General features: G+C 52.4%; 24 protein-coding genes. 16 read left to right on the top strand and 8 right to left on the bottom strand.

Annotation, left to right across the window (positions count from 1 at the left end; translation table 11 throughout):
- Positions 1-12 precede the first annotated feature (12 nt).
- The 11 genes from KO497_RS05485 (at position 13) to KO497_RS05435 (ending at position 10,362) form a co-directional block, all read left to right on the top strand.
- Positions 13-885, top strand: a complete 873-nt coding sequence (locus KO497_RS05485) for an NAD(P)-dependent oxidoreductase (RefSeq protein WP_215942960.1) — start codon at positions 13-15, stop codon at positions 883-885.
- Positions 886-1,027: 142 nt separating this feature from the next.
- A complete protein-coding gene (locus KO497_RS05480; RefSeq protein WP_215942959.1) occupies positions 1,028-1,468 on the top strand; it encodes a TerB family tellurite resistance protein in 441 nt (146 codons plus the stop codon).
- A 164-nt stretch (positions 1,469-1,632) separates the two neighbouring features.
- Positions 1,633-2,337, top strand: coding sequence for an RlmE family RNA methyltransferase (locus KO497_RS05475; RefSeq protein ID WP_215942958.1), 705 nt, complete (start codon positions 1,633-1,635; stop codon positions 2,335-2,337).
- A 4-nt stretch (positions 2,338-2,341) separates the two neighbouring features.
- The gene (locus KO497_RS05470; RefSeq protein ID WP_215942957.1) at positions 2,342-3,409 is read left to right on the top strand and encodes a hypothetical protein; all 1,068 of its coding nucleotides are present in this window, start codon (positions 2,342-2,344) and stop codon (positions 3,407-3,409) included.
- A 174-nt stretch (positions 3,410-3,583) separates the two neighbouring features.
- Positions 3,584-4,330 (top strand): SDR family oxidoreductase, encoded by a 747-nt coding sequence (locus tag KO497_RS05465; RefSeq protein WP_215942956.1) that lies wholly within the window; start codon positions 3,584-3,586, stop codon positions 4,328-4,330.
- A gap of 34 nt (positions 4,331-4,364) precedes the next feature.
- Entirely contained in the window at positions 4,365-5,204 is an 840-nt protein-coding gene (locus tag KO497_RS05460) for a fumarylacetoacetate hydrolase family protein (protein WP_215942955.1), read from the top strand.
- A gap of 151 nt (positions 5,205-5,355) precedes the next feature.
- The gene (locus KO497_RS05455; RefSeq protein WP_215942954.1) at positions 5,356-6,258 is read left to right on the top strand and encodes a LysR family transcriptional regulator; all 903 of its coding nucleotides are present in this window, start codon (positions 5,356-5,358) and stop codon (positions 6,256-6,258) included.
- A gap of 105 nt (positions 6,259-6,363) precedes the next feature.
- Entirely contained in the window at positions 6,364-7,233 is an 870-nt protein-coding gene (locus KO497_RS05450) for an NAD(P)-dependent oxidoreductase (RefSeq protein ID WP_215942953.1), read from the top strand.
- On the top strand, positions 7,226-8,734 hold the full coding sequence (locus KO497_RS05445) for an aldehyde dehydrogenase family protein (RefSeq protein ID WP_215942952.1): 1,509 nt from the start codon (positions 7,226-7,228) through the stop codon (positions 8,732-8,734). The genes KO497_RS05450 and KO497_RS05445 overlap by 8 nt, the downstream gene beginning before the upstream one ends.
- 12 nt (positions 8,735-8,746) lie before the next feature.
- On the top strand, positions 8,747-9,475 hold the full coding sequence (locus KO497_RS05440; RefSeq protein ID WP_215942951.1) for a serine O-acetyltransferase: 729 nt from the start codon (positions 8,747-8,749) through the stop codon (positions 9,473-9,475).
- Positions 9,472-10,362, top strand: coding sequence for a VOC family protein (locus KO497_RS05435; RefSeq protein ID WP_215942950.1), 891 nt, complete (start codon positions 9,472-9,474; stop codon positions 10,360-10,362). Before KO497_RS05440 ends, KO497_RS05435 begins: the two co-directional genes overlap by 4 nt.
- A 23-nt stretch (positions 10,363-10,385) precedes the next feature.
- Here the strand turns inward: KO497_RS05435 and KO497_RS05430 are convergent, their stop codons facing one another.
- Entirely contained in the window at positions 10,386-10,844 is a 459-nt protein-coding gene (locus KO497_RS05430; protein ID WP_252729526.1) for an Lrp/AsnC family transcriptional regulator, read from the bottom strand.
- A 280-nt stretch (positions 10,845-11,124) separates the two neighbouring features.
- Entirely contained in the window at positions 11,125-12,042 is a 918-nt protein-coding gene (locus KO497_RS05425; protein ID WP_215942949.1) for a LysR substrate-binding domain-containing protein, read from the bottom strand.
- A 129-nt stretch (positions 12,043-12,171) separates the two neighbouring features.
- Here KO497_RS05425 and argE point away from each other — a divergent pair, with 129 nt between their 5' ends.
- From argE to KO497_RS05400, 5 genes are all read left to right on the top strand, one after another.
- Entirely contained in the window at positions 12,172-13,320 is a 1,149-nt protein-coding gene (argE, locus tag KO497_RS05420) for an acetylornithine deacetylase (protein ID WP_215942948.1), read from the top strand.
- A 105-nt stretch (positions 13,321-13,425) separates the two neighbouring features.
- Positions 13,426-15,015, top strand: coding sequence for an ABC transporter substrate-binding protein (locus KO497_RS05415; RefSeq protein ID WP_215942947.1), 1,590 nt, complete (start codon positions 13,426-13,428; stop codon positions 15,013-15,015).
- A 61-nt stretch (positions 15,016-15,076) separates the two neighbouring features.
- Positions 15,077-16,045: an ABC transporter permease gene (locus tag KO497_RS05410; RefSeq protein ID WP_215942946.1), complete on the top strand. Its 969-nt coding sequence runs from the start codon at positions 15,077-15,079 to the stop codon at positions 16,043-16,045.
- Between the two features lies 1 nt (position 16,046).
- Positions 16,047-16,949: an ABC transporter permease gene (locus tag KO497_RS05405; RefSeq protein ID WP_215942945.1), complete on the top strand. Its 903-nt coding sequence runs from the start codon at positions 16,047-16,049 to the stop codon at positions 16,947-16,949.
- Positions 16,946-18,622 (top strand): dipeptide ABC transporter ATP-binding protein, encoded by a 1,677-nt coding sequence (locus KO497_RS05400; protein WP_215942944.1) that lies wholly within the window; start codon positions 16,946-16,948, stop codon positions 18,620-18,622. The genes KO497_RS05405 and KO497_RS05400 overlap by 4 nt, the downstream gene beginning before the upstream one ends.
- Before the next feature lie 171 nt (positions 18,623-18,793).
- On the opposite strand, the gene KO497_RS05395 is transcribed toward KO497_RS05400, so the two are convergent.
- The 6 genes from KO497_RS05395 to KO497_RS05370 all read right to left on the bottom strand — a co-directional run bounded on the left by KO497_RS05395 (position 18,794) and on the right by KO497_RS05370 (position 24,394).
- Positions 18,794-19,603 (bottom strand): phosphodiesterase, encoded by an 810-nt coding sequence (locus KO497_RS05395; protein ID WP_215942943.1) that lies wholly within the window; start codon positions 19,601-19,603, stop codon positions 18,794-18,796.
- A complete protein-coding gene (locus KO497_RS05390; protein WP_215942942.1) occupies positions 19,603-20,637 on the bottom strand; it encodes an ABC transporter ATP-binding protein in 1,035 nt (344 codons plus the stop codon). The genes KO497_RS05395 and KO497_RS05390 overlap by 1 nt, the downstream gene beginning before the upstream one ends.
- Positions 20,634-21,425: an ABC transporter permease gene (locus KO497_RS05385; protein ID WP_215942941.1), complete on the bottom strand. Its 792-nt coding sequence runs from the start codon at positions 21,423-21,425 to the stop codon at positions 20,634-20,636. The genes KO497_RS05390 and KO497_RS05385 overlap by 4 nt, the downstream gene beginning before the upstream one ends.
- Position 21,426: 1 nt before the next feature.
- On the bottom strand, positions 21,427-22,230 hold the full coding sequence (locus KO497_RS05380; protein ID WP_215942940.1) for an ABC transporter permease: 804 nt from the start codon (positions 22,228-22,230) through the stop codon (positions 21,427-21,429).
- Positions 22,231-22,295: 65 nt separating this feature from the next.
- Positions 22,296-23,300: an ABC transporter substrate-binding protein gene (locus KO497_RS05375; RefSeq protein WP_215942939.1), complete on the bottom strand. Its 1,005-nt coding sequence runs from the start codon at positions 23,298-23,300 to the stop codon at positions 22,296-22,298.
- Complete coding sequence (locus KO497_RS05370; protein ID WP_215942938.1) at positions 23,297-24,394, bottom strand: LacI family DNA-binding transcriptional regulator; 1,098 nt, start codon at positions 24,392-24,394, stop codon at positions 23,297-23,299. Before KO497_RS05370 ends, KO497_RS05375 begins: the two co-directional genes overlap by 4 nt.
- Between the last annotated feature and the right edge of the window lie 106 nt (positions 24,395-24,500).

Below are 24,500 nucleotides of genomic sequence, written 5' to 3'. Positions count from 1 at the left end.
AGGAAAAAAGCCATGGCGACTGTAGCATTTTTGGGACTTGGGGTTATGGGATATCCGATGGCGGGGCACTTGGCCGCCGCCGAACATTCCGTAACCGTTTTCAATCGCACCCCCGCAAAAGCGCAAACATGGGCGGACACCCATAAAGGGGCCGCACAACCGACACCACGCGAAGCAGCAGCAGGTTGCGATTTTGTGATGGCCTGCGTGGGCAATGACGAGGATCTGCGCTCTGTCTGTTTGGGTGAAGATGGTGCTTTTTCTGGCATGTCCAAAGGGTCGATCTTTGTCGATCACACAACAGTTTCTGCCAAGGTGACCCGTGAATTGGCGTCTGTAGCGGCTGAGATGGGCATTGGCTATGTCGATGCGCCTGTCTCTGGTGGCCAAGCTGGTGCTGAGAATGGCGTCTTGTCTGTGATGTGTGGCGGCTCGGATGCTGATTACGCTGCCGCAAAGCCAGTGATGCAAGCCTACGGTAAAATTGTTAAACGTTTGGGCGAGGTTGGCGCAGGGCAAACCGCAAAAATGTGCAACCAAATCGCCATCGCGGGTTTGGTGCAAGGCCTGTCAGAGGCGCTGCATTTGGCGGAAAAATCTGGTCTTGATGGTGAGGCTTTGGTCGACGTTATTTCTGGTGGCGCGGCTGGCAGCTGGCAGATGGTCAACCGTCACAAAACCATGTTGGCCGATCACTATGAGCACGGATTTGCTGTCGATTGGATGCGCAAAGATTTGGCGATCTGTTTGGAAGCAGGCGATGACGTTGGCGCAAGCCTGCCGGTTACGGCTTTGGTTGATCAGTTCTACAAAGACGTGCAGAAAATGGGCGGTGGTCGTTGGGACACCTCTAGCTTGCTCAAACGTCTCAAAGCTTTTGATTAACTGATCTGCGTCACCCTTGTTCGATTTTGGGCCTGTTTGGTTTCGAGACATGGGTGACGCCACATCACATGAGCGACATTTTGCTCGCATGATCTGCGGCGCGCTGATAGCGTGGCATCATCATTGAATTGGAAGACGCATTATGTTCGAAAACCTGCTCTCGCTTCTTGGTCATGCGAAAACCTATCAAACACCACTGCCAGAGGCAGATGCCCAACATGCTATGGGGGCGCTTTTGGTGCGGGCGGCCAAGGCTGATAAAAAGATTCTATTTGAAGAAATTCAAGTGATCGATAAGGTCTTGGCGCAGCGTTTTGGTTTGAACCCTATTGAGGCTGCTAAACTGCGGGCGTCCTGCGAAAAGCTGGAATCCCAGATGCCAGACACGGCCGAGATGACAGGGATCGTCAAAGACGCAATCAGTGCGCATGAAAAAGAAGCCACATTGAGCGCGCTTTGGGCTGTGGTCTATGCTGATGGTGTCAAACATGATGAAGAAGACGAGCTCTTGCATCAAATCGAAGCCGTCCTCGGTGTCTCGCCTAAGCGCGCGAAGGAATTGCAAGTCGCGGCCCGTGGCTAGGCTTTCACGCCAGCCCGATTAAACCTATTCAATTTGGTTCATCGGTGTTGGGGGCAACAAAATCGACGTTTATGCCTTGATACGTGATCTTTGTGGCAAAGCCTGTACTTTCCTATTGGTCTGCGTTGCTGCTATAAGGCTTCCAAATACGGGAATTTATGAACATGGCTGACAAGAAATCATCCGGGCGCGGCCAACGTGACCTGCGGGTGAAAGTGAAATCCGCACGCGGGCGCAAGCTGTCGTCGACGCTTTGGCTAGAGCGCCAATTGAACGATCCATATGTAAAGCGCGCCCAGACCGATGGCTATCGTGGCCGTGCGGCATATAAAATCCTTGAGCTGGACGACAAGTTCCGCTTTCTCGTGCCGGGTGCGCGGGTGGTAGATTTGGGCTGTGCGCCGGGTGGCTGGTGTCAGGTCGCTGTCAAACGTGTGAACGCTTTGGGCGAAAAGTCGGGCAAACGCATCGGCTTTGTTTTGGGGGTCGATTTACAACAGGTCGAACCGATTGCTGGCGCTGAAATCCATCAACTCGATTTCATGGAAGACGACGCCGATATCAAAACCAAAAAATGGCTTGGCGGCGCGGCGGATGTTGTGATGTCCGACATGGCGGCTTCTGCATCAGGTCACAAACAAACCGATCACAACCGCATCATGGCCCTATGTGAAGCCGCGGCTTATTTCGCCTTCGACGTGTTGGAAGAGGGTGGAACGTTTGTTGCCAAAGTGCTTGCGGGCGGGGCTGAGGGCGATTTGCAAAAGGTTCTTAAACAGCGTTTTACCAAAGTGATGCACGTTAAACCGCCAGCGTCACGGTCGGACAGTTCCGAAAAATTTGTTGTTGCAACTGGGTTTAAGGGCTGAGGTTATGGATGATTGGGTGCGCATCGGGGCAGGCGACGTCTCTGTCGCACTGGATGCTTCTATTGGCAATATCCGCACGTTTTCTGTGGCAGGACGCGATATTTTACACACGGCGCATTGGGTCGGCACGGATGCCGCACACAAGGCCGAAGCCCCAGTAGACGCGCATCTTGCGGGCGATTTCTTTTGTGCGCCTTTTGGTGGTTCCGGGATCGCAGATATTCCGCCCCACGGCTGGACTGCAAATTCAGAATGGTCACCTGTGTTGCGCGCTGAAAACGAAGATATGGCGGTGCTAAAGCTTGCGTTGAACCGTGACGTCTTTGGTGCCCGTGTCACCAAAGAATTGCGCGTGATATCCGGGCATTCTGTTTTATATCAAGCCCATGTCATCACCGGCGGGCAGGGGGCTTTGACGTTTTCGCATCATCCCATGCTGCGTCTGTTGGCGGGTGGGCATATTGGATTTTCATCCAAGAAGGCCGCGATCACGCCGCAAACCCCGTTGGAGATGGCGCATCGTTTCGCATACCCCGCACGCGCCACGGATCTGTCCGCGTTTCCCAGCACGGATGGTGGCCATATTGATTTGCATCGTTACCCGTCTGAGTCTGGTCACGAGGATTTCGTCACGCTGGTTGAAGCGGATGACGTGCAATTGGGGTGGACCGCAGTGACCCGTTTTGCCGAAGATGACATCGTGTTGTTCATCAAAGACCCCCGCGTGATGCCTGTCACGATGATGTGGCAGTCCAACGGCGGGCGTGATTACGCGCCATGGAGCGGGCGGCACACGGGCGTTCTTGGGATTGAGGATGGCTGTTGCGCTGGGGCTGCAACGCTTGATGAGGCGGCTAGTGATAATCCGATTGCGCGCGAGGGCGTAGCGACCACTTTGACATTGCGCCCGGATTTGCGCACCCAAGTCCGTCATGCGATTGCTGTTGTACCGCGTCCCGTTGGATGGGCTGGCGTTGTTAAGGTGTCGCCGTCCAAGGCGGGGCTACTGTTGACGTCTTCGGATGGCGCTGTACTGGATGTACCTTTTGATCTGGCGTTCTTTGACCTGTAAGTCTTTTCCTACGGTTCCTGATCCATACCTTTTAGTTTAATCATTTTTGATGATTTCTCTCGCTTTGCATGGACAAGATTGCGGTGATCTGATTATCTCGCTTTGAAAATGGTATACCAAAGTTAAGCATCACGGAGCGAAGCCTGTAGTGCGTTTTGAATAAGGGAGGATTCTATGAATTTACAACACCGTTTGAGCGGCAAGCGCGTGATCATGACCGCTGCAGGGCAAGGGATCGGGCGTGCTTCGGCTGAACGTATGGCCGCTGAGGGTGCAACTGTGATCGCGACCGATATCAATCCCGATCTTGTCGCGGACTTGAACACTGTTGATGGTATAGATTCACGTGTTTTGAATGTGTTAGATGGCGAAGCTGTTGCAACACTTGCACAAGACTTAGGCGCGGTTGACGTGTTGTTCAACTGCGCTGGCATCGTGCATTCCGGCGATATTTTGAACACACCCGAAGACGAATGGGACTTTGCTTTCGAATTGAATGCCAAGGCGCAATTTCGCATGATCAAAGCCTTTTTGCCTGCGATGCTGGCGAACGGCGGTGGATCAATTATCAATATGTCTTCAGTCGCGGGCCCGATCACTGGCCCAGCAAACCGATTGGCCTATAGCGCATCTAAGGCAGCCGTCGCAGGCATGACGCGCGCCATTGCCACGGATTACGTGACACAAGGCATTCGCTGTAATTCGATTTGCCCCGGCACAGTGGACAGCCCGTCTTTGCACCAACGCCTGAAAGATACCGGCGATTATGAGGGCGCATTGGCCGCATTTATCGGACGCCAACCTATGGGACGTATCGGCAAGCCCGAAGAAATCGCAGCTCTCGTGGCCTATCTCGCATCGGACGATTCGAATTTCACCACAGGGCAAGAGCACATCATCGATGGCGGCTGGACCGCTTAAAAGACGACTATTTGAGATTTGAGAAAGGAAGATTATGAAACTTGTACGTTACGGGGACCGCGGTTCTGAAAAGCCTGGGATGATTGACGCAGATGGCGCGTTGCGTGATTTGTCGGCGCATGTGGCTGATATTGCGGGTGACGTTTTGGTGAACCTCAGCGCACTCAAAGACATCGATCCAACCACATTGCCGCTTGTTGAAGGCAACCCGCGTTATGGTGCTTGCGTTGGCGGCACTGGAAAATTCATTTGTATCGGTCTGAACTATGCCGATCATGCCGCTGAATCCGGTCTGGAAGTGCCGCCCGAGCCAGTGATTTTTGCGAAATATACTTCGGCGATTTGTGGCCCGAACGATGAAATCATCATTCCGCGCGCCTCGACCAAGACAGATTGGGAAGTCGAACTGGGCTTTGTGATCGGTAAAAAAGCCAAATACGTGGACGAGGCTGACGCGATGGATCACGTTGCAGGTTTCTGTTTGATCAATGATGTGTCTGAACGCGAATACCAGATTGAACGGTCCGGTCAGTGGTCCAAGGGCAAATCGTCAGATAATTTCGGCCCAACAGGCCCTTGGTTGGTCACGCCTGACGAAGTTGGCGATTTTGACAATTTGCACATGTGGCTCGACGTTAATGGCGAACGTATGCAAGATGGTTCGTCGTCCACGATGGTTTACCGCGTACCGTTCTTGGTGTCTTACCTGTCACAATTTTTCACGCTGCACCCCGGTGACATCATTTCCACGGGGACGCCTCCCGGTGTTGGTTTGGGGTTTAACCCACCTAAATACCTTAAAGAAGGCGATGTCGTTGAGCTTGGCATTGAAAAGCTGGGCACGCAAAAACAAGTGTGTGTCAAAGACATCTAAGTTTTTATCAGCATCACATGAAAAGGTCGCAGGTTTCTGCGGCCTTTTTGTTTGCGCATAAATCATGATTAGAGCGGATATATTTGGGCGTCGTTATGCCCAGATATGTTTTGCATTGTATTTGCCAAATTTGCTGCGCAAAGTTCGTTAGATGAACACACTTGATCCTCGCCAGACTGAATGTTTCCTTGCTGCCGTGCAAACAGGGACCATCCGGTCTGCCGCCGAACAATTGGGCTTGGAGCCTTCGACTGTTAGTCGCAATATTTCGGCTTTGGAAACGGCGACAGCAACGACACTTATTGAGCGTGGTCGTAATGGTGTGCGGTTGACTGAGGCTGGGACGCTTTTGTTGGGGTATATCCACAAACAGGCCGCAGCGCTGGAAGTTTTACAATCAGAATTTGATGCGCTGGCTCATATGAAGCGGGGCAATATCTTAATTGCTGTTGGCGAAGGCTTTGTAAGCGACTTGATTGATCACGCGATGAGCGCGTTCAACAAGCGCTATTCAGACATTACATTTAGTCTGTCCGTCGGATCCACAGAATACGTGAGCCATTTGGTCGCAACAGAAGAGGCTCATCTTGGCTTGGCTTACAATGTGCCCAGCGACCCACGATTGCGGGTCGAAATGTCGGCGCGCCAGCCCCTAGTGGCTTTGGTGCGTAAAGAAGGTGCCTTTGATACTGGCGCCGCATTCGATTTGAAGAGACTGGCGTCACTGCCCTGTGCGGTGCCACCAAAGTCGTTTGGTGTCGGCACGATGATTGCCGCCTCCGAGGCGCGCCATGGTGTGCGTATGCAGGCGTTGGTTGAAACAGGGTCTATCGCAGCCCTTACGACATTCGTGCGCAACGATATGGGATATACTATTTTACCACGGTTTGTTGTTGAGGCTGAGTTGGCGTCTGGATTGTTTTCGGCCTATCCGATCATCGCTGATACGTTTCAAGGTGGTGTTGCTGCACTTGTGCGTAAAGAAGGGCGGCGACTGCCTCAGGCGGCGCAGTTGTTTATCAAACAGCTGGCGGGCATGGCGGCATTTCGGTAAATTTTCGTTGCATCTGGCGCAACGAAGTTCGTAATTCAACGACATTCTATATCTAAGGGCGCGGCTTTATGCTGTCCTAAATCGAACAAATTAAAGGGCAGAGATATGCAAGTCGGTGTGATCGGATGTGGAAATATGGGGGGCGGCATGGTGCGCCAATTGGTGGCGGCTGGGATGTCTCCGATTTGTTTTGACCCAAATCAAGCAACCTGTGACCTTATGCGCAGCGCGGGTGCGGAGGTTGCGACCTCTGCGTTGCAATTGGCCTCAAAGGCGCAAATCATCATCTTGTCACTGCCAAAAGCCGCTGTTGTCGAAGAGGTGATGGGGCAGATCATGACATCCATTCAGCCAGAGTCTATCATTTTGGATACCTCGACGTCCGACCCTGCGACATCACAAAAAATGGCGGCATTGAGCATCGCACAGGGGTCACAGTTTATCGACGGCCCTGTCAGTGGTGGGCCTGAGGCCGCGAATGCAGGCACGATGACGATGCTGCTTGGCGGGGATGTACAAGCGATTGATGCGTTGCGCCCTGTTTTAGATGTCATAACGGCGAAAACCGTTGTTGTGGGCGGATCTGGTGCTGGCCATGCCGCCAAAATCGCCAACAATATGCTATGTGCCGCGAACCTTGTTTTGGTCGCCGAAGCCGTGCGCTTGGGCGAAGCGTCAGGTGTCAGTGCCAAAGACTTATTGGCGGGGATCAACGCAGGTTCAGGGCGCAGTGGGGTCAGCGAAGTGAATTTCCCTAAATGGGTGCTGAGCGATGCGTTTGATTCCGGTTTTACCATGGGTTTGATGCGTAAAGATGTTGGGCTGGCGCTTGATCTGGCCAAAAGTTCTGGCGTTGATGTGACAGGCTTTTCGGGCATCGCTGATATTTGGCTTAATCAATCGGATCATGTGGCGGATACAGCTGATTTTAACGAAATCGTAAAATACGCAGATAAGGACCGCACAGATGTCTGATCGCATAAATATACTACAGGCCGCTATGAAATCTGTTGGCTTGGGGGGGGGGCCTCAAAGCCTTGTTGCAGGTGAATTATGTGATGGTACGGGGGCTGAGATCACTTTGATCGATCCTTACACCGAACAGGTTTTGGCCCGCTATAAAGATGCCGACATGGCCTTGTCGCAAGCAGCGTGCACGGCGGCAAAGACCGCGCAGATCGGTTGGGCAAAAGGCATATCTGCTGCTGCGCGTGGCTTGGTGATGCAAGATATCGCACGCGCCGTTTTGGCCCATTTAGAACCGCTGGCGCAGATCGAATCCTTGATCGCAGGCAAACCGATCCGTGATTGCCGTGTGGAAGTGGCAAAAGTTGCTGAGATGTTTACCTATTATGCAGGTTGGGCCGACAAACTGCATGGCGAAGTGATCCCTGTGCCATCGGGCCATTTGAATTATACGCTGCGCGAACCGCTGGGCGTTGTGTTTCAAATTACGCCGTGGAACGCGCCTATTTTTACAGGGGGCTGGCAAATTGCGCCTGCTATCGCGACGGGAAACGGCGTGGTGATCAAGCCAAGTGAGCTGACGCCCGTGACCACAGTTGCGCTTGTGAAAATCGCAGAAGAGGCGGGTTTGCCGCGCGGGCTTGTGAATGTGCTATGTGGTCTTGGGCCAACATCAGGGCAGGCCGCGATTGAACATGACGCCGTGCGCAAAGTCGTCTTTGTCGGCTCGCCTGAAACGGGGCGTAAGGTCGCCATCTCGGCGGCTGCGGCTTTGAAGCCTGCGGTGTTGGAACTTGGTGGTAAATCAGCCAATATCGTTTTTGAAGATGCCAATCTTGAACACGCCTGCCTTGGCGCACAGGCCGCAATTTTTTCTGGCGCGGGGCAAAGCTGTGTCGCAGGATCACGCCTTTTGGTGCAAAAGTCTATCCATGCAGAGCTGATCGATATGTTGTCTCAAGGAATGGCCAACATCACCTTGGGCGATCCGCTGTCAGAGGCCACTGAAGTCGGCCCGATCAGCAATGCAAAACAGTTTTCCCATGTCACAGGTATGATTGATCAAGCGCGCGATGCGGGGGCGTCAGTTCTGTCGCGAAACGATCGTTTGGACCAAGGCTATTTCGTGCCACCCACTGTTTTGAACGGATTAAGCAATACAGCGAAAGCGGCCCAAGACGAAATCTTTGGTCCCGTGGTTACAGCCATCCCGTTTGAGGACGAAGCCGAAGCCATTGCTTTGGCCAATGCGACCAACTTTGGCTTGGCTGGGGCCGTTTGGACCGCAGATGTGGGACGCGCCCATCGCATGGCCGAAGCCGTGCGTGCAGGGACGTTTTGGATCAACAGTTATAAAGCTATTCACGTTTCATCGCCCTTTGGCGGGTCTTTGAATTCGGGGTTTGGCCGTTCAAGTGGCACAGATGCCTTGATGGAATATACCGCTGCCAAAAGCGTTTGGCTGGACAGCGCGCCCATCCCAAGAATAGCCTTTGGGTATGTGTCCTAGGGGGAGGGGCTGATGCAGCTTATCAAAGACGTGCAAAATATGCTGGATAGCGCGCCTGCGGTGAATGCCATTTTAGGGGTAGGCCCCTTTGATGATTTCGCCAGTTTGGCGGGGGCCTTGTTCGCAAGTCTGACTGGCAATCATGCCATTGGTCAGACCGTTGCTGAAACCTATTGTGCCGACAAAACACTGGCTGAAATGTCGTGTTACGATATCGAAGAAACCGCACGGCGCAATTTTGAACCGGGTGGGGCATCTGCAACAGTGTTGTTTTCGCGCGGGATTCATGCCGTTATGGCGCACCGTGTGGCGCATAAAATTTGGACAAATGGCAATCCGGCACTGGCCTTGGCGCTCAAAGCGACTTGCGGTCGATCTTTCGACACAGATATCCACCCCGCCGCTCGTATCGGTGCTGGGGTGTGGCTTGATCATGGCTTGGGCTGTGTTATTGGCGAAACAAGCGTGATCGAAGAAGACGTATCGATCTGGCACAATGTCACCCTTGGCAGCACGTTGAATGATGACGGCCCGCGTCGCCACCCGCATGTGGGGCGCGGCGCTGTCATCGGCGCTGGAGCTATTTTGCTTGGGGGAATCCTGATCGGCAAAGGCAGCAATATCGCTGCGGGCGCCATTGTTGTCGAAGATGTGGCTGACAACAGTTTGGTTGTGGGCTGTAAAGCGCAGTTGCGCGGCAAAGCCCGCGTGTCTTTCACCCCATCTGAGGCCAAATCATGACTGCATCCTTCGGAATAGATCATCCGCTTTTGGCAACATACGATATTGAAAAACTTCGGGCGCATTTGATCGATATGGGATTTAATATGACGGCCGTTGGCAAGCATCCGTGGGGCACAAGCACCAGTCTTGCGATGTTTAACGGTTGCTTACTTGAGATCATGGGCATTTATGACGATAGGCTGATTGATGAGGTGCCTGCGGGCAAGTTTCGGTTCGGGCGTCATGTATACGAACATCTACAAACGCGTGAAGGTGTGGCCTTAACCGCCCTGCATAGCACGGATTCACAAGCGGATGCGGCAACGGCGCAACGCGCTGGGTTCTCTGTGGCAGGGCATCTGGAATTTGGCCGTGATGTCATCTTGCCAGATGGCACGGCGGGTCGTACGAAAACCACTTTGGCTTTGTTGCCTGATCAGGATTTCCCACGCTTGTCATTTTTTCTTTGCCAACAGCATCGCCCCGACCTGATTTATGTGCCAGAATGGTTGGAACACCCCAACACTGTATCGGGGATTTGCGGGGTCACGATTGTGGCTTTGCCGAGTCATCACGTTGCGTTGCAAGAAAAGTTTGGCGGGCTATATGGCCAGATCACGCAGATCGAGGGTGGGTTTGAATGTACTACAGCCAATGGCATTTTGCGCGTTGTGGATGCTGTCACCTTTGACAAGACAATAGGCCCTTTGGCGAAAGCATCGGCCAAAGATTTTGCTGACACCCAAACGCCATTCATTGCAGGAATGGATTTTTCGGCCGCCAGTTTAACCCGTCTGTGCGGCATTTTAGATCGGGCGGGGATCTCGTGGACAGGTCAGGATATTGTGACTTTGGATTTTAGCGATGCCACAGCCAATACGGTTTTCCGTTTTTTCGCAGCTTGAGCGAAAAATTGGGGAAGGCGTGGTCAAAAATGAAGGGGCGCGCCGTCTTTGACCTCTTTCATGACAAAAAACGTCCGCGCTTGACGCACTTCGGGCAGGGTGATCAACACCTCTCCGTGGAACCGATTGAAGTCGGCCATATCAGCCACGCGGATTTTAAGCAGGTAATCAAAATCCCCAGCGACCAGATGGCAATCTAAAATCATAGGCAGATCAAGCACCGCACTTTCAAAGTTGGCAAAGCTTTCCGGTGTGGAACGGTCCAAAACCACACCGACCATAACCACAGCCCCCAGTCCGACAGTTTCGGGGGCGACAAGGGCGCGCACGGACTGGATGTAGCCTTCCTCAAAAAGCCGTTGAGTGCGTCTGTGGCAGGTTGCGGGGCTGACATTGACTTGCGTCGCCAGCTCTGCATTCGTCAGGCGACCGTTGCTTTGCAGCAGCCTGAGCATACGCTTATCAATTCGGTCCAAAGTCATTATGAGGGATTCTTTCTCAATTTGGCTACTTTATGGGGTTTATATACCTTAATCTTCCTTGAGTATTACCTGAATGTAAAGGTTCGGGCCCAAACTTGAAATCGCCTACCACGAAATCAAACCGCAGAAATGTCTAATACTGGATGCAATGAAATCTGCTGCGGATACGTTTGTGTCCATCGGCTGATCAAAACCCTATGCGCCCCGCTTGGTGGGCATCTCGCGCTGATCGGTGATCATTATCGCTATATAAAAGGGCATAGCTACAAGAATGGGTGGCTTATTTTCGGCGCTCGTTCAAAGCGGGGATATCTTGTTCGGATAGTATTTTTTTCGCAAATTCAATGAAGTCCCGAGATAGGCTGGCATTCTTTGACTTTGGGTCAAAACAAACGACAAATTGATATTCCAGCTTGGGGATGAATGGGCGGATATGAACCCCCTGTGCAGCCCATATCTTGGCCGAGAAAGGATCCAAAAGTCCGATCCCAAGGCCGTTTAAAACCAGTGCATATCCAACGTTTGACACTTGGGTCGTTACATTTGCGTTTTGCCACCAATCATGCTTTTCGATGAGGCTGCGATGCTCTGTAAAATCCAGATTGTCAAAGTCCCTAAGCAAAATAACTTTTTCACCTTTGAGATCGGTGTCGTGTATGACGTCCAGCTCTGCCAGCCGGTGCCCTGGCGGAAGGGCGCAAACATAGCTTTGGGTGATGAGGTCTGTCTGGAGATGTTCTTTCAGGCCACCGAGCTTGATTGAAAAGGCTAAATCCACTTCAGAGCGCTGAAGGGACTCGAACAGTTCTGGAATGGATTGTGTTAGCAGATCGACCTGCACATCTGGATATTTTGCGCAGAAGTCCTTTAGGACGTTGGGCAAAAATAATGTCATCAATGCGGGCGATCCTGCAATGGTCAGGTGTTTATTGCTATCGCGTTTGATCAGCTCTGCGGCACGCTTCAGACGCGAGAGAGCACCACTGACTTCGCTCATTTTTTCGTAAAATAAGATGCCATCTGCAGTCGGGCTGATCCGTCCTTTTTTGCGCTGAAACAGAGCAAAACCAACGCTTTCCTCAAGTTCTGTGAGCATACGGCTTAGGGTGGGCTGCGATGTCTTGAGGCGTGCCGCCGCGGCGGTCACCGATCCCTCAAGTACAGTCGCGCGAAAAGCCTCTAAATGTCTTAGCCGCATGCGAGCATCCTTTGCGATATCAATTGGTATATCAAAAGTGAATACTATCACTCAACATTTTCTATTGCGTAGAAAGGCCAGTCGGTCAACGATTAAGTGTCATTACAAACAAAGCGAGACTGCAACCTTATGAAATCTATAGATGTGTTAAAAAAGCTGGTTGCATTTAATTCAGAACCATCACGGTCGAATCTTGATTTATTGGATTGGGTTGAATCCTATTTGGCCGACTACGGCATCACGGCGACACGGGTTTACGATGCTGGGGGAACCAAGGCTAATATTTATGCAAGGGTGGGCCCATCTTGTGCGGGGGGGATCATTCTCAGTGGCCATACTGATGTGGTGCCTGTCGATGGACAAACATGGGATACACCGCCGTTCGAGCTGACTATACGTGATGGGCGCGCTTATGGGCGTGGGACCTGTGACATGAAAGGGTTCGTGAGCACTGCACTTGCTGCCTTGCCTCAAATGGTCGCGGAAAATTTGACGCGCCCGATCTATTTCGCATTGTCGTATGACGAAGAACTGGGCTGTGTCGGGGCGCCATCAATGATTGCAGAACTTGTGAAAAAATTGCCCCCTGTGGATGCGGTCGTGGTCGGTGAACCGACGAATATGAAAGTGATCGAAAACCACAAAGGCATGATGGCGGGACATGTGTCGATTGTTGGCCGTGATGCACATTCCAGCATGCCGCAGCTTGGCGTGGATTCCAATTTGGCAGCGCATGCCTGGATGACGGACATCATTGCTGTGACCGAGAAACTTCGGGCAGGACGCCAGGTAGACAGCCCGTTTGATCCACCGTATTCGACGATCAATATCGGAACACTTCAGGGGGGGGCGGCGACCAATATCGTCGCTGGAACCTGTAAAATCGGTTGGTCCGCCAGAGTGATGGATCATGATGACCCTGCGGCGATGATTGCAGAGCTTCAGCGCGCCACTGACAAAATCGACGCGCAGTTGAAAGCGCAAGACGCAACTTGCGGTGCGGTGTTGACGATAGACACGCAGGTGCCCGCTTTGACTTCAGAACCCAACCCTGTGGCTGCCGATCTGGCGCGCAGTATCACAGGCGATAATGGCCGCAATCAAGTGGTGTCCTTTGCGACCGAAGGCGGCCAATTCCAAGACGGTGGATATTCGGTTGTTGTCTGCGGGCCTGGTTCTATCGAACAAGCGCATAAGCCAAACGAGTTTATTGAACTGTCGCAGCTAGAGGCTGGTGACGCGTTTATCCAAAAAATAATCGAAAGGCAGAGGATGTAATCTGTCTCAAGTGACAGCCTGACGCCGGTTTTAAGCGCAAATTTGCATAAGACAAATCTAAACGCAAAGCCGTTGTCATCAAAGACCCCAACATAGGAGAGTGTTATGAAAACGAAGATGTCAAAAACATTGATCAGACTGATTTCAACCTGCGCGATAACGATCGGGTTGTCAGGTGCAGCCCAAGCCGAAATCCTGCGGGTGGCCTCGCAAGGGGATGCATCCAGCCTTGATCCACACAGTCACAACGAGAGTTTTACCAACTATTTTTTGGCGAATGTGTATGAAGGATTGGTGGCCCGCGACGTAAATTTTGAAATTACGGGACAGTTGGCGGAAAGCTGGGAACAGATCGACGCGAACACATGGCATTTCAAATTGCGCCCCAATGTGACGTTTCATGATGGGGCGGCTTTCGCGGCTGATGATGTGGTCTTCAGCATGACCCGTGCTTTGGCTGAGACGTCCAATTTCAAACATGTTCTGGCCTCTGTTGACAGCTTTCGCGCGATTGATGATTTGACTGTCGAAATCATCACCAAAGCGCCAAACCCCATTCTTTTGAATGATCTGTTGGATCTTATGATCTTGGATAAAGACTGGGCCGAGGCCAATGGCGCGCAAGAGCCGATCAATCTACAAGCTGAGGAAAAATCATTCAGCGCCACAAATGCGAACGGCACCGGCCCGTATCAAATTGTGTCGCGGGCGCAGGGTGAAAGAACAACCATGGCCGTCAATGAGGCCTATTGGGGAGAAATCGGCAATGTAACCGAAGTCGATTTTACGCCGATCAATAATGCCGCGACATTGGTGTCTGCTTTGTTGTCAGGTGAAGTGGATGTCGTGATGCCGCTGCCATTGCAAGACATCGCGCGGGTTGAAAGCGCTGAGGGGGCGAAAGTCGTTTCCAGCGCCGAGGCGCGGACAATGTACATCGGCATGGATCAATGGCGCGATCAAATCATCGAAAGCCCTGTCGAAGGCAACCCGTTTCTTGATCTGCGCGTGCGCCAAGCTTTTGCCCATGCCATTGACGCGCAGGCAATTATTGATCGGGTGATGCAAGGCCAAGCCACGCTTGTTAGCCAATATGTGATGGATAAGGTGAACGGCTTTAACCCTGATCTGAAGCAGCTGGAATACAACATCGAGACAGCGAAATCGCTGCTGGCCGAGGCGGGATATCCCGATGGGTTCGAGTTGACCATGGACTGTTCCACAGACCGCTATGTCAATGATGGCCAAATTTGTCAGGCGGTGGTCAGTTTGTTGGCGCGGGTGAACATCAAGGTGAACTTGATCGCGCAATCTAAAGCTCAGTTTTTCCCAAAAGTTGTGGCGCCTGAATTTGGCACTTCCTTCTTTTTGCTCAGCTGGACGCCGTCCACGATGGACAGTTTGAACGTGTTCCAAAACGTCCTTGGTACACGTGACTTGGAAGGGGGCACTGGCGCATGGAATATTTCAGGGTGCTCTGTCCCTGAGGCTGATGCAATCGTAGCCAAAGCGGCCACGACGATGGATCCTGAAGCTCGTGAAGCCATGTTGCAACATGCGATGCAGCTGATGGTTGACGATGTGTGCCTTATCCCCTTGCATGCGCAGCAACTTGTCTGGGGCACCGGTGCAAATATTGAAGCGGTTCAACATCCGACATCCGAATTCCCGTTAGAACTTTTTAACGTGAACTAACCCCTAGGTGCCGCCCGCTTTTGTGAGTGGGTGGCACAGTCTCTAGTTTCGGAAATCATATATGCAGTTTCTAATCGCCAGACTTTTTCAGGCGGCCATCGTGATGCTTTGCGTCGCTTTCATTGGCTTTCTTGTCTTTCAATATATCGGTGATCCCGTGCTGGCACTTGTCGGACAGGAAACCACCGTCGCTGAACGCGATGCGTTGCGCGAAAGTCTAGGGCTTAACGACCCTATCATTGTCCAATATTTTCGCTATGTCGCCAATGCGATTCAGGGTGATTTTGGCATTTCCTATAGTTTCAATCGCGAGGTCAGCGAAATGATTGCCGACCGTTTACCGGCCACGATTGAACTTGTGCTATTGTCTGGTGTTTTGTCGCTTTTGCTGGCTGTTCCGGCTGGTATTTACACAGGGATCAAACGCAAAGGCGGTATTGCTCAGACCATCATGGCGCTGTCAGTCATTGGTGTCTCTGTACCTTCATTCTTGTTGGGGATCTTGTTGATCCTTGTTTATTCGGTATGGCTGAACTGGTTGCCATCCTTTGGACGCGGGGATGTGGCTTCGGTGCTCGGCTTTGAGACAAGCCTGTTCACCTTGGATGGCTTGCGACATGCGTTGATGCCGGCTGCGGTGTTGTGTCTGTTCCAATTGGGCGTGATCTTACGCTTGATACGTGCCGAAATGCTTGAAGTATTACGCACGGATTACATTCGGTTCGCATGGGCGCGCGGACTTCCGGCGCGCCATGTATATCTTGGGCACGCTTTGAAAAATACCTTGGTGCCTGTGGTGACGGCCATTGGTTTGCAACTGAGTTCGTTGTTTGCCTTTTCGATCATCACCGAACGGGTTTTCCAATGGCCGGGCATGGGGTCTTTGCTTTTGCATGCAATCGGCCAAAGCGACATTCCGTTGCTGGCCGCTTATCTGATTTTCGTTGGGCTTATTTTTACAATCTCAAATCTTCTCGTTGATGCGATCTATGTTCTGATCGATCCGCGTATTCGTCACGGAGCCCGCTGATATGTTTGAAAAAATACGCTCTGATTTTTGGTACGAATTGCTGAATTCACCCGTCACCGTCATATCTTCGCTTATCATTGGAATGATTGTCATCGGATGCGCATTCGCGCCGATATTTGCACCGCATACGCCGTTTGATCCTGCCACAATATCGATCATGGACAATAACTTGCCGCCCGTTTGGCAAGATGGAGCCGACGCGCGGTTCTTGTTGGGCACTGATTTGCAAGGACGTGATGTGTTGTCCGCGATGTTATATGGTGGCCGTATTTCCTTGATCGTCGGCTTGGGGGCTGTGCTTCTATCCGTGCTGATTGGCATGGCTGTCGGGTTGCTGGCTGGCTATTTTGGGGGCTGGACAGACGCGATATTGATGCGCGTTGCCGAAGTTCAATTTGCCTTTCCACCCATTTTGATTGCATTGCTGTTCAACGGCATCCTTAAAACCACATTGCCCGCAGAGGTCTTTGCGGCTGCGGCGGTTCCGATCATGGTTTTGGCCATTGGGCTGGCCGGCTGGGTGCAGTTTGCGCGTATTGTGCGGGCGTCTGTTATGGTCCAGCGGCGGCAGGATTATGTGACATCTTGCGAGGCTATTGGCCTACCAACGCGGACAATCATTTTGCGTCACATCACGCCTAATATTTTGGGACCGGTGCTGGTGTTGGCGATGCTGCAGATTGCCGTGGCCATCGTGACCGAGGCGACGTTGTCGTTTCTGGGATTAGGCACGCCGCTTACCGAACCATCTCTGGGTGCGCTTATTCAAATCGGCAGTCAGTATTTGTTCTCCGGTATTTGGTGGGTGGTTATTTTTCCCGGCACGATGCTGCTTGTGATGGTGGTTGCTTTCAATCTTGTTGCTGACTGGGTCCGCGACTATTTAAATCCGAGGTTACGATGACAGATTTTTTATGCAAAGTGGAAGGTCTGCAAGTGACCTTTCCTCATCGAAATGGTGATTTCGTCGCGGTTCACGGATTTGATATGCATGTCAAACGAGGTGAAATTGTTGGCCTGATTGGTGAAAGCGGGGCAGGGAAATCCACCATTGGTAACGCTATTATGGACCTGTTGTCCCATCCGGGCAAAGTCACTGGCGGGCGTGTTTTGCTAGACGGCGATGACATTGTTCAAAAGACCGACAAGGAAATGGCCTATCTGCGCGGTCGGCGGATCGGGATGATTTTTCAAGACCCTATGACATCGCTCAATCCGTTGATGACCGTGGGGGATCAACTTAGTGAAACCATTTCTGTGCTGCAAAATGTGACGATGCAACAGGCCCGTGTCATGGCCGTTGAACGGCTAAGCGGCGTAGGTATTCCCGAAGCTTCGGATCGCATGAATCAATACCCACATGAGTTTTCAGGTGGCATGCGGCAAAGAGTGGTGATTGCGCTGGCGATGGCAGGCGATCCTGATCTTTTGATCGCAGATGAACCCACAACGGCGCTGGATGTATCCGTGCAAAAACAGGTGTTGGATTTGATCCGTAGCATTTGTGTTGAACGGTTTCTTGGGGTGATCCTTGTGACCCATGATATGGGCGTCATCGCGCAAACGACGGATCGTGTTTATGTGATGCGGCATGGGAAACTGATCGAAACAGGCGCTTCTGCGCAGGTGATCGAGGCGCCGAGCAATCAATATACCCAAGATTTGATTGCCGCGATCCCACGCATTGATCTGCGCGAAGAACGGTTTAGAAATCCGCCCAAAAAGACGGGAGAAATCGATAAGTGGCTGCTTGAAAACAAGCCCAGTGCGCAGACTGGCGACTTTTTAACAGCAACAGCTTTGGAAATGGATTTCGCCACCCGTAAAACGACCTTTTGGGGCAAGGGCAGTGGGTTTCGTGCTCTTGAGGTGCCGGATATTTCCATCGCACGCGGCGAAGTTTTAGGGCTTGTGGGGGAAAGCGGCTCTGGCAAATCAACGCTTGGGCGTATTTTGACTGGCTTGATGCAGCCCACACATGGAACTGTGTCCTTCACCGATCACGGCCCGCTGACACAGGTCAAATCTGCCGCCGCGCGAAAGGCTTTGCGTCGGGATGTGCAAGTGGTGTTTCAGGATCCATATTCGTCATTAAACAGTCGCATGCGCGTTGATCAAATTCTTGCCGAACCCATTCGGTTTCATGGGTTGGCAGAGCGTGGTCAGATTAATCATCTTGTCGGGGCGCTTTTAGAGCGTGTGGGGTTGCCTGCAGATGCGGGGCGAAAATTTCCGCACCAGTTTTCGGGCGGCCAGCGTCAGCGAATTTGCATCGCCCGCGCGCTTTCTGTGCGGCCAAGATTCTTGTTATGTGATGAACCGACTTCAGCACTTGATGTGTCTATTCAGGCTGACATGCTGGCACTGTTAATGGAATTGCGGCGCTCCTTGGGGCTTACAATGTTGTTTGTCAGCCATGATTTGGCGGTTGTGCGTCAGGTGTCTGATCGTGTTGCCGTGATGAAAAAGGGTGTGATTATTGAATGCCGCGAGTCTGAGGCTTTGTTCGATGCACCTGAGAATGATTACACGCGGATGTTGTTGGAAACAGCGCCGCGCGCAAGGGTGTGCTCGTAATCACATAGCTTAAAAACATGCGAAAAGGCCCAGCTTTCTTTTGCGAAGGCTGGGCTAAAATCCTGTATGTTTATGCTGTTTTTGAACAAGGCGAGCGACCAAGTGTTGGCGTCAGGTTTCGACCACGTTCAGACTGTGCAACCGCAAAGCTGTCCGCAATAGTGGGAGACATCAAAACGGGACTGGGTGGTCAATCTTTTCAAGTGATAAAATGTCCGAGATCAATCCTGATTGAGCTCCGCGAGCCCATGTGAACAATGTGACAGCTCCTGGTTCCAGCGCGAGTGAATGGATGGCCTCTTTACGTTGGTCACGATGCACGGAGTGACACGTGCTAGGCGAAATCTGACACAAAACACTGCCAATTTGACCTGTAACCGCACGATGGACATGTCCCGATATCATGCGGGTTGGGCCGGAATAGTGTTCCAGCCGTTCCATCAGTTTTGCGCCATTGCGCAGATTATCGGCGTCCATTTCTGTAATTCCACAATGCATCCACGGATGATGTGTGGCGACAATCAAGGGCTTTCCTGCAAGTTTGATCAGCTGTTCGTCAAGGAAAGCGAATGCAGGGGCCGACAGTTCTCCGTGATGCGCGCCCTCCAGCAAGGTATCAAGCCCCAAGACCGCGAAGGGACCAAAATCACGCAACCATTGGATCGGGCCAGAGGATGGCATCCAGTCTTGTTGCGCAAAAGCTGTGCGCATCGTCTCGCGATGATCATGATTGCCCGGAATGGCGATCCACGGCAAGTCAAGGTCAGCCATGATTTCGGAAAAATGCGCATACTCTTCGAGGGTGCCATTGTCTGTCAGATCGCCCGTGACAATCGCGCAGTCTATCTGTCCCAGCGCAGGCAAACGGTTATTGATCGATAGTATAGCCTTGCGAAGCGCCGCATTTGTATCAGACGCATCACAGACCAACCGGCCTTTTTCGACGATATGAGTGTCGGTGATTTGAATAAATGCAGGCATTAGGCGGCTTTCTTATCAGAGGGCAACATCAATATTGCAGCAGGATTGATGGCAACGCCCACTGTGTCGCCAACTTTGGGGGCGCTGAGTGCGCTGTGCAAGGCAAAGACTGGATCTGGGGCCAAACCTGCAAGAGCGATGCGGTAATGCGTGCCTAAGAATGTCACCGATATGACCTTGGCTCGTAGCGGGCCAGTGTCGTCCAGACGGACATCTTCGGCACGTATGAACGCTTTTTTGCCTGCTTGTGAGCCCGCTAGATTGAGAGACCCCGTTTCAAAGTGCAACGTGTTGTCATCGATGTGACGCCCCAGCGGCATGGCGGCCCCTATGAAGCGTGCGACGAATTCAGACTGGGGCGCGCGGTAGAGCACTTCAGGCGTGCCGATTTGAGCGATTTCACCATGAGACATCACAGCAACGCGATCTGCGATGGCCATGGCTTCGTCTTGATCATGGGTCACAAATATCGCCGTTATACCAAAGCTGCGCAAAAGCTGTGCCAATTCATCACACAATTGCCCGCGCAAGGCGGCATCCAATGCCGACAGAGGTTCATCCAACAACAACAGTCGCGGACGCGGTGCAAAGGCGCGGGCCAAGGCGACCCTTTGGCGCTGGCCGCCTGAAAGCGCATTGATGGGGCGGGCCGCATAGGGTTCAAGTTGGCACAGCGTGATGACCTCATCCACACGTCTGTTGATTTCGGTTTTGGGTAGTTTTTGCATTTTTAGGCCGTAGCCTATGTTGCCGCGCACCGACATATTCGGGAACAGCGCGTAAGATTGGAACACCATGCCGACTTTGCGTTTTTCAACGGGAAATCGGGTAAAGTCTTCGCCATCAAACAAAAGCTTTGCGCCCTCATCAGGCGTTTCTAGCCCTGCGATTATGCGCAGCAAGGTGGATTTGCCGCAACCCGACGGACCGAGCAGCGAGACGATCTCGCCTTGAGCAATATCCAGTTTTGTGGGCTTCAAAGCACGCGTGCCATCGGCATAGGTTTTTGCGGTATTGGTTAGCGAAAGTGTCATGACATGATCCTTTGGGCGCGGGCGGTGGCCCATTGCATGGCCAGCAAAAGGGGAACGATCATCACAAAGAAGATCAGGGTATAAGCGGATGCGATTTCCAACCGCATAGAGGCATAGCTATCGGCCAGCCCGACAGGCAGGGTTTTCAAAAACGGTGTGTGCAGCATCCAAGTCAGATTGAATTCACCGATGGATAGGGTCACCACGGTCAGCGCCCCAGCCAGAATACCGGGCAGCGCATTTGGAACCACGATGTCCAAGAACCTGCGATGGGGCGGCGCGCCCAAAGAGGCAGCGCCTTCTTCGAGGGTTTTCAAATCTATCGCGGCCAAAACGGACATGACTGAGCGGACCATAAATGGCAGCGTATACAGAACGTGACCGACCAGAATGAATGTCCAGCTCATACGAAATTCACGCCAACCACCATACAGTTGCAACAGCGCCAATGCCAGTGCAAGGCCGGGAATGGCGAGTGGAAGCGAGATGAATTCTTCGAGCATGCGTGACAGGCGGCCCGGATTGCGTGCAAGCGCATAGGCCGCAGGCACGCCGATGATCAGGGTGCACATAAGACAGGCCAGCGCCAGCCAGATTGATAAAAAGATGCTGCCCGAATAGAGCGCCCAAACCTCGATGATCCATTTGAACGTGAGACCTGAAGAAACCCCTCTAAAGTAGTTCACGGTGACGCCCGCCAGCGCGGATTGCAACGTGGGGATTAAAAGAAATGCGCAAGCCAGTAATGTGATGACGAGCTGGAATAGCTTTGCGGGTGATTTGAACATCTCAACCTCCTGCCGCGACAGTTGTGCCGGAAAAACTGCGCGCAATTAAAAGTAAGGCCCAAGTGATCACGCCTAAAACAACCGACAATGCCGCCGCCATGGCGATATTGGCCGATAAGGTGAATTCAGTGTAAATGACCATCGGCAAGACATCGATATTGGTGGCCAGTGTGAATGCAGTCCCAAAAGCCCCCATGGCCGTGGCAAAGGCAATCGCCCCTGCCGCGATCATCGCAGGCGCCAAAGCGGGCAGGATCACATCCAGCACAACACGGTGCGGTGGGGCACCTAAAGTGAGTGCGGCTTCTTCGAGTGCGGGATCGATCTTTTCTGCGGCGGCCATCACGGTCAGTAAAACGCGCGGGATCGAGAAATAAAGATACCCAAGAAATAACCCAAAGGCAGAATAGGCAAACACCCAATGACCGGGCAGGATTTGGTTGACCAAGCCCTGACGTCCCCCCAAGAGTATGATCATAAACCCGACCACCACGCCGGGAAAGGCAAGGGGCAGGGTCAGAATGGACAATAACACGCCGCGCCCCGCAAATCGGTTCCGCACAAGGAACAATCCGGCGGTTGTTGAAATGCCCAATGCAGTGATTGTGACCGCGATTGAGATCAAAACCGTTTGCAGCAAGGTTGTATAATAGCGCGGGGTTTGCAGAATTTTCAGGTAAATGCCCCAGCCAAATTCTCCTTCGCCCGAGGCAAGGATCAAGCGGGCCAAGGGTAAGGCCAAAAAGGTCAGTGTGAAGACTGCCAGCGGCAGCAAGCACAGCTGGACGAAGGTTCGAGAGGTCATTTGAATGCCTTTGGTTGACGCAAGTGGAGGGCGCGGTGACGCACCCTCCTTGTGTGAAAATGGCGTTATTTTACGTCTGACAAATACCGTTCGCCAAAGGCAGCTTGCACGGCGGCCATGTCGCTGTAGTCAACAGATGCGGCGCGGTCATATTCGCTGGCAGGCAGGAATTTGGCAGCCACATCGGCAGGCAATTCCACAGGGCGCGCTGGTTGCAAGTAAGCATTGGTCCAGATCGCTTGGCCTTCATCAGACAAGATGAAATCCAAAACGCGTTTGCCTGCATCCGAGTTCGGTGCGTCTTTTACAAGGCTCATGACATAAGGCACGCGCAAAGACCCTTCGCAGGGCAGTACAAATTCGAAATTGCCGTCTTCTTCATATTTGCCGCGATAGGCGTTGAAATCGTAATCAACCAAGATTGGAATTTCGCCAGATACGACACGCGCAAAAGACGTTTGTTTTGGTACGATAGGATCATTTTTTGCCAGATCGTTGAAATATTCGATGGCTGGATCGAAGTTGTTCAAATCACCACCAAAGGCTTGGTTCACAGCAACCGCACCCGTGTAGCCGACAAAGGCGGATGACGGATCAAGATAGCCAACCATGCCGCGGTATTCAGGTTTGGTCAGGTCCGCGAAACATTGCGGCACAGGCGCGCCGGCCAATGCGTCGACGTTTACGAAAAAGCCGATTGTGCCATAGTGAATAGCAAACCAATTGCCGTCAGCGTCTTTTAATCCGTCAGGGATGTCGTCAAAACCGGTTGGTTTATAAGGTTCAACAAGCCCGTCTTGGCCCGCTTTGATGCCCGTTGTGACACCGTAGTAGGCAACATCGGCCACAGGGCTTGCACGTTCGGCAATCAACTGGCTGATGGTTTGACCAGAGTTTTTGTTGTCATGTGGCATCTGGATATCAAGTTTTTCGTCAATCGCCTCTAACATAGAAGCCCAGTCTGCCCATTGGGGTGGGCAGTTGTAACAGATAGCATCATCCGCAAATAGAGGCGTGGCAACTGCGGTAAGTGCGGTTGCAGCCAAGGCAGCAAAAAGTGTATGTTTCATGGGTTCGTCCTTGATTGATTTTGATCTTGAGCGGGGTGAACAGACGACGGTTGGGCGGCGACCCGATCGTCGTCAGTCCTTTTCGGGTTGGGAGCCGCAAGGGTTTCGCCCTCCCGAAAAGAAAAGGGCAGGGGCGGGCGTTGTTTCAATCCAAGCCCCTGCAATGCGTTTAGAAGCGACTGAGCGGCCTGCCGCCCCATCGCTTCGGGGGATGTTTCAATGGTGCTTAAGGGCGTTTCCAGCAACCGTCCGACTTCGATCCCGTCAAACCCAACAACAGAAAGATCCTGAGGCACCTGCCACCCCAAATGCCGCGTTGCTTTTTGGACAGCGATGGCAAGGAAATCATTCGATGCAAACAACGCTGTGACATCAGGGTAACTGGCAAGAATGGCGGCCAATCGTTCGGGATGGTGCGCATCCTCTTCGCTAATTTCGATCAAGCTCGGTTGGGCCAATCCGCTTGTTCTACATTGTTTGTAAAATCCTGCATATCGATTGCGCGACCGATCCGAGGTCGAAAAACGCAGCGCCAGAAAGCCGACGCGTGTGTGGCCAAAGGCTGCAAAACGGCGTGCGACCTCTGCTGCGGCGACAAAATTATCAACGTAGGCCGTCACCATGCCGTCTATCGGATCATGAAACATGAGCGACACAGGGATATCGCGCTGTTTTGTTTGCATCAATGCCGTGCTGCGGTTTGGGGCGACCATGGTGGCTATGATCCCGTCCACATTGTTTTCCAGCAATGTGGTGATTGCTGCGTTGTCTGCGTCATCGTCGTAGTTCGAACATGAAATCAACAGTTGGTAGCCTGATCCCAAAAGTTCGGATTGCACCCCTTGCACGGCTTCGGCAAATACTGGATTTGCCAAAGAGGGCACCAGGCAGCCGATGGTCATTGATTTCCGGCTCTGAAGGGCGCGTCCTGCCGCGTTGAAATTAAACCCTAAATCACGTGCAGCACGTTCGACCCGTTCTCGCATTTCCGTGCTTGCTGGGCCGGATTTATTCAACACCCGACTGGCGGTCGCTATGCCACAGCCCGCAAGCCGAGCAACGTCTTTGATTGTAGCGGGGGCTGCGGGTCGCATGTCATATGTCTCATTGGAAACGTTTCCATTTACATATTTGAGATTCGTTACAGGATTATGACGGCAGAAAAACCAGTGGCCCCTTTGCATAAAAAAATGAAAAGAG

The sequence above is a fragment of the Pacificibacter marinus genome (assembly GCF_018860665.1).
Lineage (GTDB): Bacteria > Pseudomonadota > Alphaproteobacteria > Rhodobacterales > Rhodobacteraceae > Celeribacter > Celeribacter marinus_A.
Note: the sequence above shows the minus strand (reverse complement) of the source record. Positions and strands in the feature narration are given on the sequence as shown.

What these genes read in the sequence shown, in the direction of transcription:
- KO497_RS05485 (WP_215942960.1), top strand. Translation starts at nt 13, where the DNA reads ATGGCGACTGTAGCATTTTTGGGACTTGGGGTTATGGGATATCCGATG.
- KO497_RS05480 (WP_215942959.1), top strand. Translation starts at nt 1,028, where the DNA reads ATGTTCGAAAACCTGCTCTCGCTTCTTGGTCATGCGAAAACCTATCAA.
- KO497_RS05475 (WP_215942958.1), top strand. Translation starts at nt 1,633, where the DNA reads ATGGCTGACAAGAAATCATCCGGGCGCGGCCAACGTGACCTGCGGGTG.
- KO497_RS05470 (WP_215942957.1), top strand. Translation starts at nt 2,342, where the DNA reads ATGGATGATTGGGTGCGCATCGGGGCAGGCGACGTCTCTGTCGCACTG.
- KO497_RS05465 (WP_215942956.1), top strand. Translation starts at nt 3,584, where the DNA reads ATGAATTTACAACACCGTTTGAGCGGCAAGCGCGTGATCATGACCGCT.
- KO497_RS05460 (WP_215942955.1), top strand. Translation starts at nt 4,365, where the DNA reads ATGAAACTTGTACGTTACGGGGACCGCGGTTCTGAAAAGCCTGGGATG.
- KO497_RS05455 (WP_215942954.1), top strand. Translation starts at nt 5,356, where the DNA reads ATGAACACACTTGATCCTCGCCAGACTGAATGTTTCCTTGCTGCCGTG.
- KO497_RS05450 (WP_215942953.1), top strand. Translation starts at nt 6,364, where the DNA reads ATGCAAGTCGGTGTGATCGGATGTGGAAATATGGGGGGCGGCATGGTG.
- KO497_RS05445 (WP_215942952.1), top strand. Translation starts at nt 7,226, where the DNA reads ATGTCTGATCGCATAAATATACTACAGGCCGCTATGAAATCTGTTGGC.
- KO497_RS05440 (WP_215942951.1), top strand. Translation starts at nt 8,747, where the DNA reads ATGCAGCTTATCAAAGACGTGCAAAATATGCTGGATAGCGCGCCTGCG.
- KO497_RS05435 (WP_215942950.1), top strand. Translation starts at nt 9,472, where the DNA reads ATGACTGCATCCTTCGGAATAGATCATCCGCTTTTGGCAACATACGAT.
- KO497_RS05430 (WP_252729526.1), bottom strand. Translation starts at nt 10,844, where the DNA reads ATGACTTTGGACCGAATTGATAAGCGTATGCTCAGGCTGCTGCAAAGC.
- KO497_RS05425 (WP_215942949.1), bottom strand. Translation starts at nt 12,042, where the DNA reads ATGCGGCTAAGACATTTAGAGGCTTTTCGCGCGACTGTACTTGAGGGA.
- argE (WP_215942948.1), top strand. Translation starts at nt 12,172, where the DNA reads ATGAAATCTATAGATGTGTTAAAAAAGCTGGTTGCATTTAATTCAGAA.
- KO497_RS05415 (WP_215942947.1), top strand. Translation starts at nt 13,426, where the DNA reads ATGAAAACGAAGATGTCAAAAACATTGATCAGACTGATTTCAACCTGC.
- KO497_RS05410 (WP_215942946.1), top strand. Translation starts at nt 15,077, where the DNA reads ATGCAGTTTCTAATCGCCAGACTTTTTCAGGCGGCCATCGTGATGCTT.
- KO497_RS05405 (WP_215942945.1), top strand. Translation starts at nt 16,047, where the DNA reads ATGTTTGAAAAAATACGCTCTGATTTTTGGTACGAATTGCTGAATTCA.
- KO497_RS05400 (WP_215942944.1), top strand. Translation starts at nt 16,946, where the DNA reads ATGACAGATTTTTTATGCAAAGTGGAAGGTCTGCAAGTGACCTTTCCT.
- KO497_RS05395 (WP_215942943.1), bottom strand. Translation starts at nt 19,603, where the DNA reads ATGCCTGCATTTATTCAAATCACCGACACTCATATCGTCGAAAAAGGC.
- KO497_RS05390 (WP_215942942.1), bottom strand. Translation starts at nt 20,637, where the DNA reads ATGACACTTTCGCTAACCAATACCGCAAAAACCTATGCCGATGGCACG.
- KO497_RS05385 (WP_215942941.1), bottom strand. Translation starts at nt 21,425, where the DNA reads ATGTTCAAATCACCCGCAAAGCTATTCCAGCTCGTCATCACATTACTG.
- KO497_RS05380 (WP_215942940.1), bottom strand. Translation starts at nt 22,230, where the DNA reads ATGACCTCTCGAACCTTCGTCCAGCTGTGCTTGCTGCCGCTGGCAGTC.
- KO497_RS05375 (WP_215942939.1), bottom strand. Translation starts at nt 23,300, where the DNA reads ATGAAACATACACTTTTTGCTGCCTTGGCTGCAACCGCACTTACCGCA.
- KO497_RS05370 (WP_215942938.1), bottom strand. Translation starts at nt 24,394, where the DNA reads ATGCGACCCGCAGCCCCCGCTACAATCAAAGACGTTGCTCGGCTTGCG.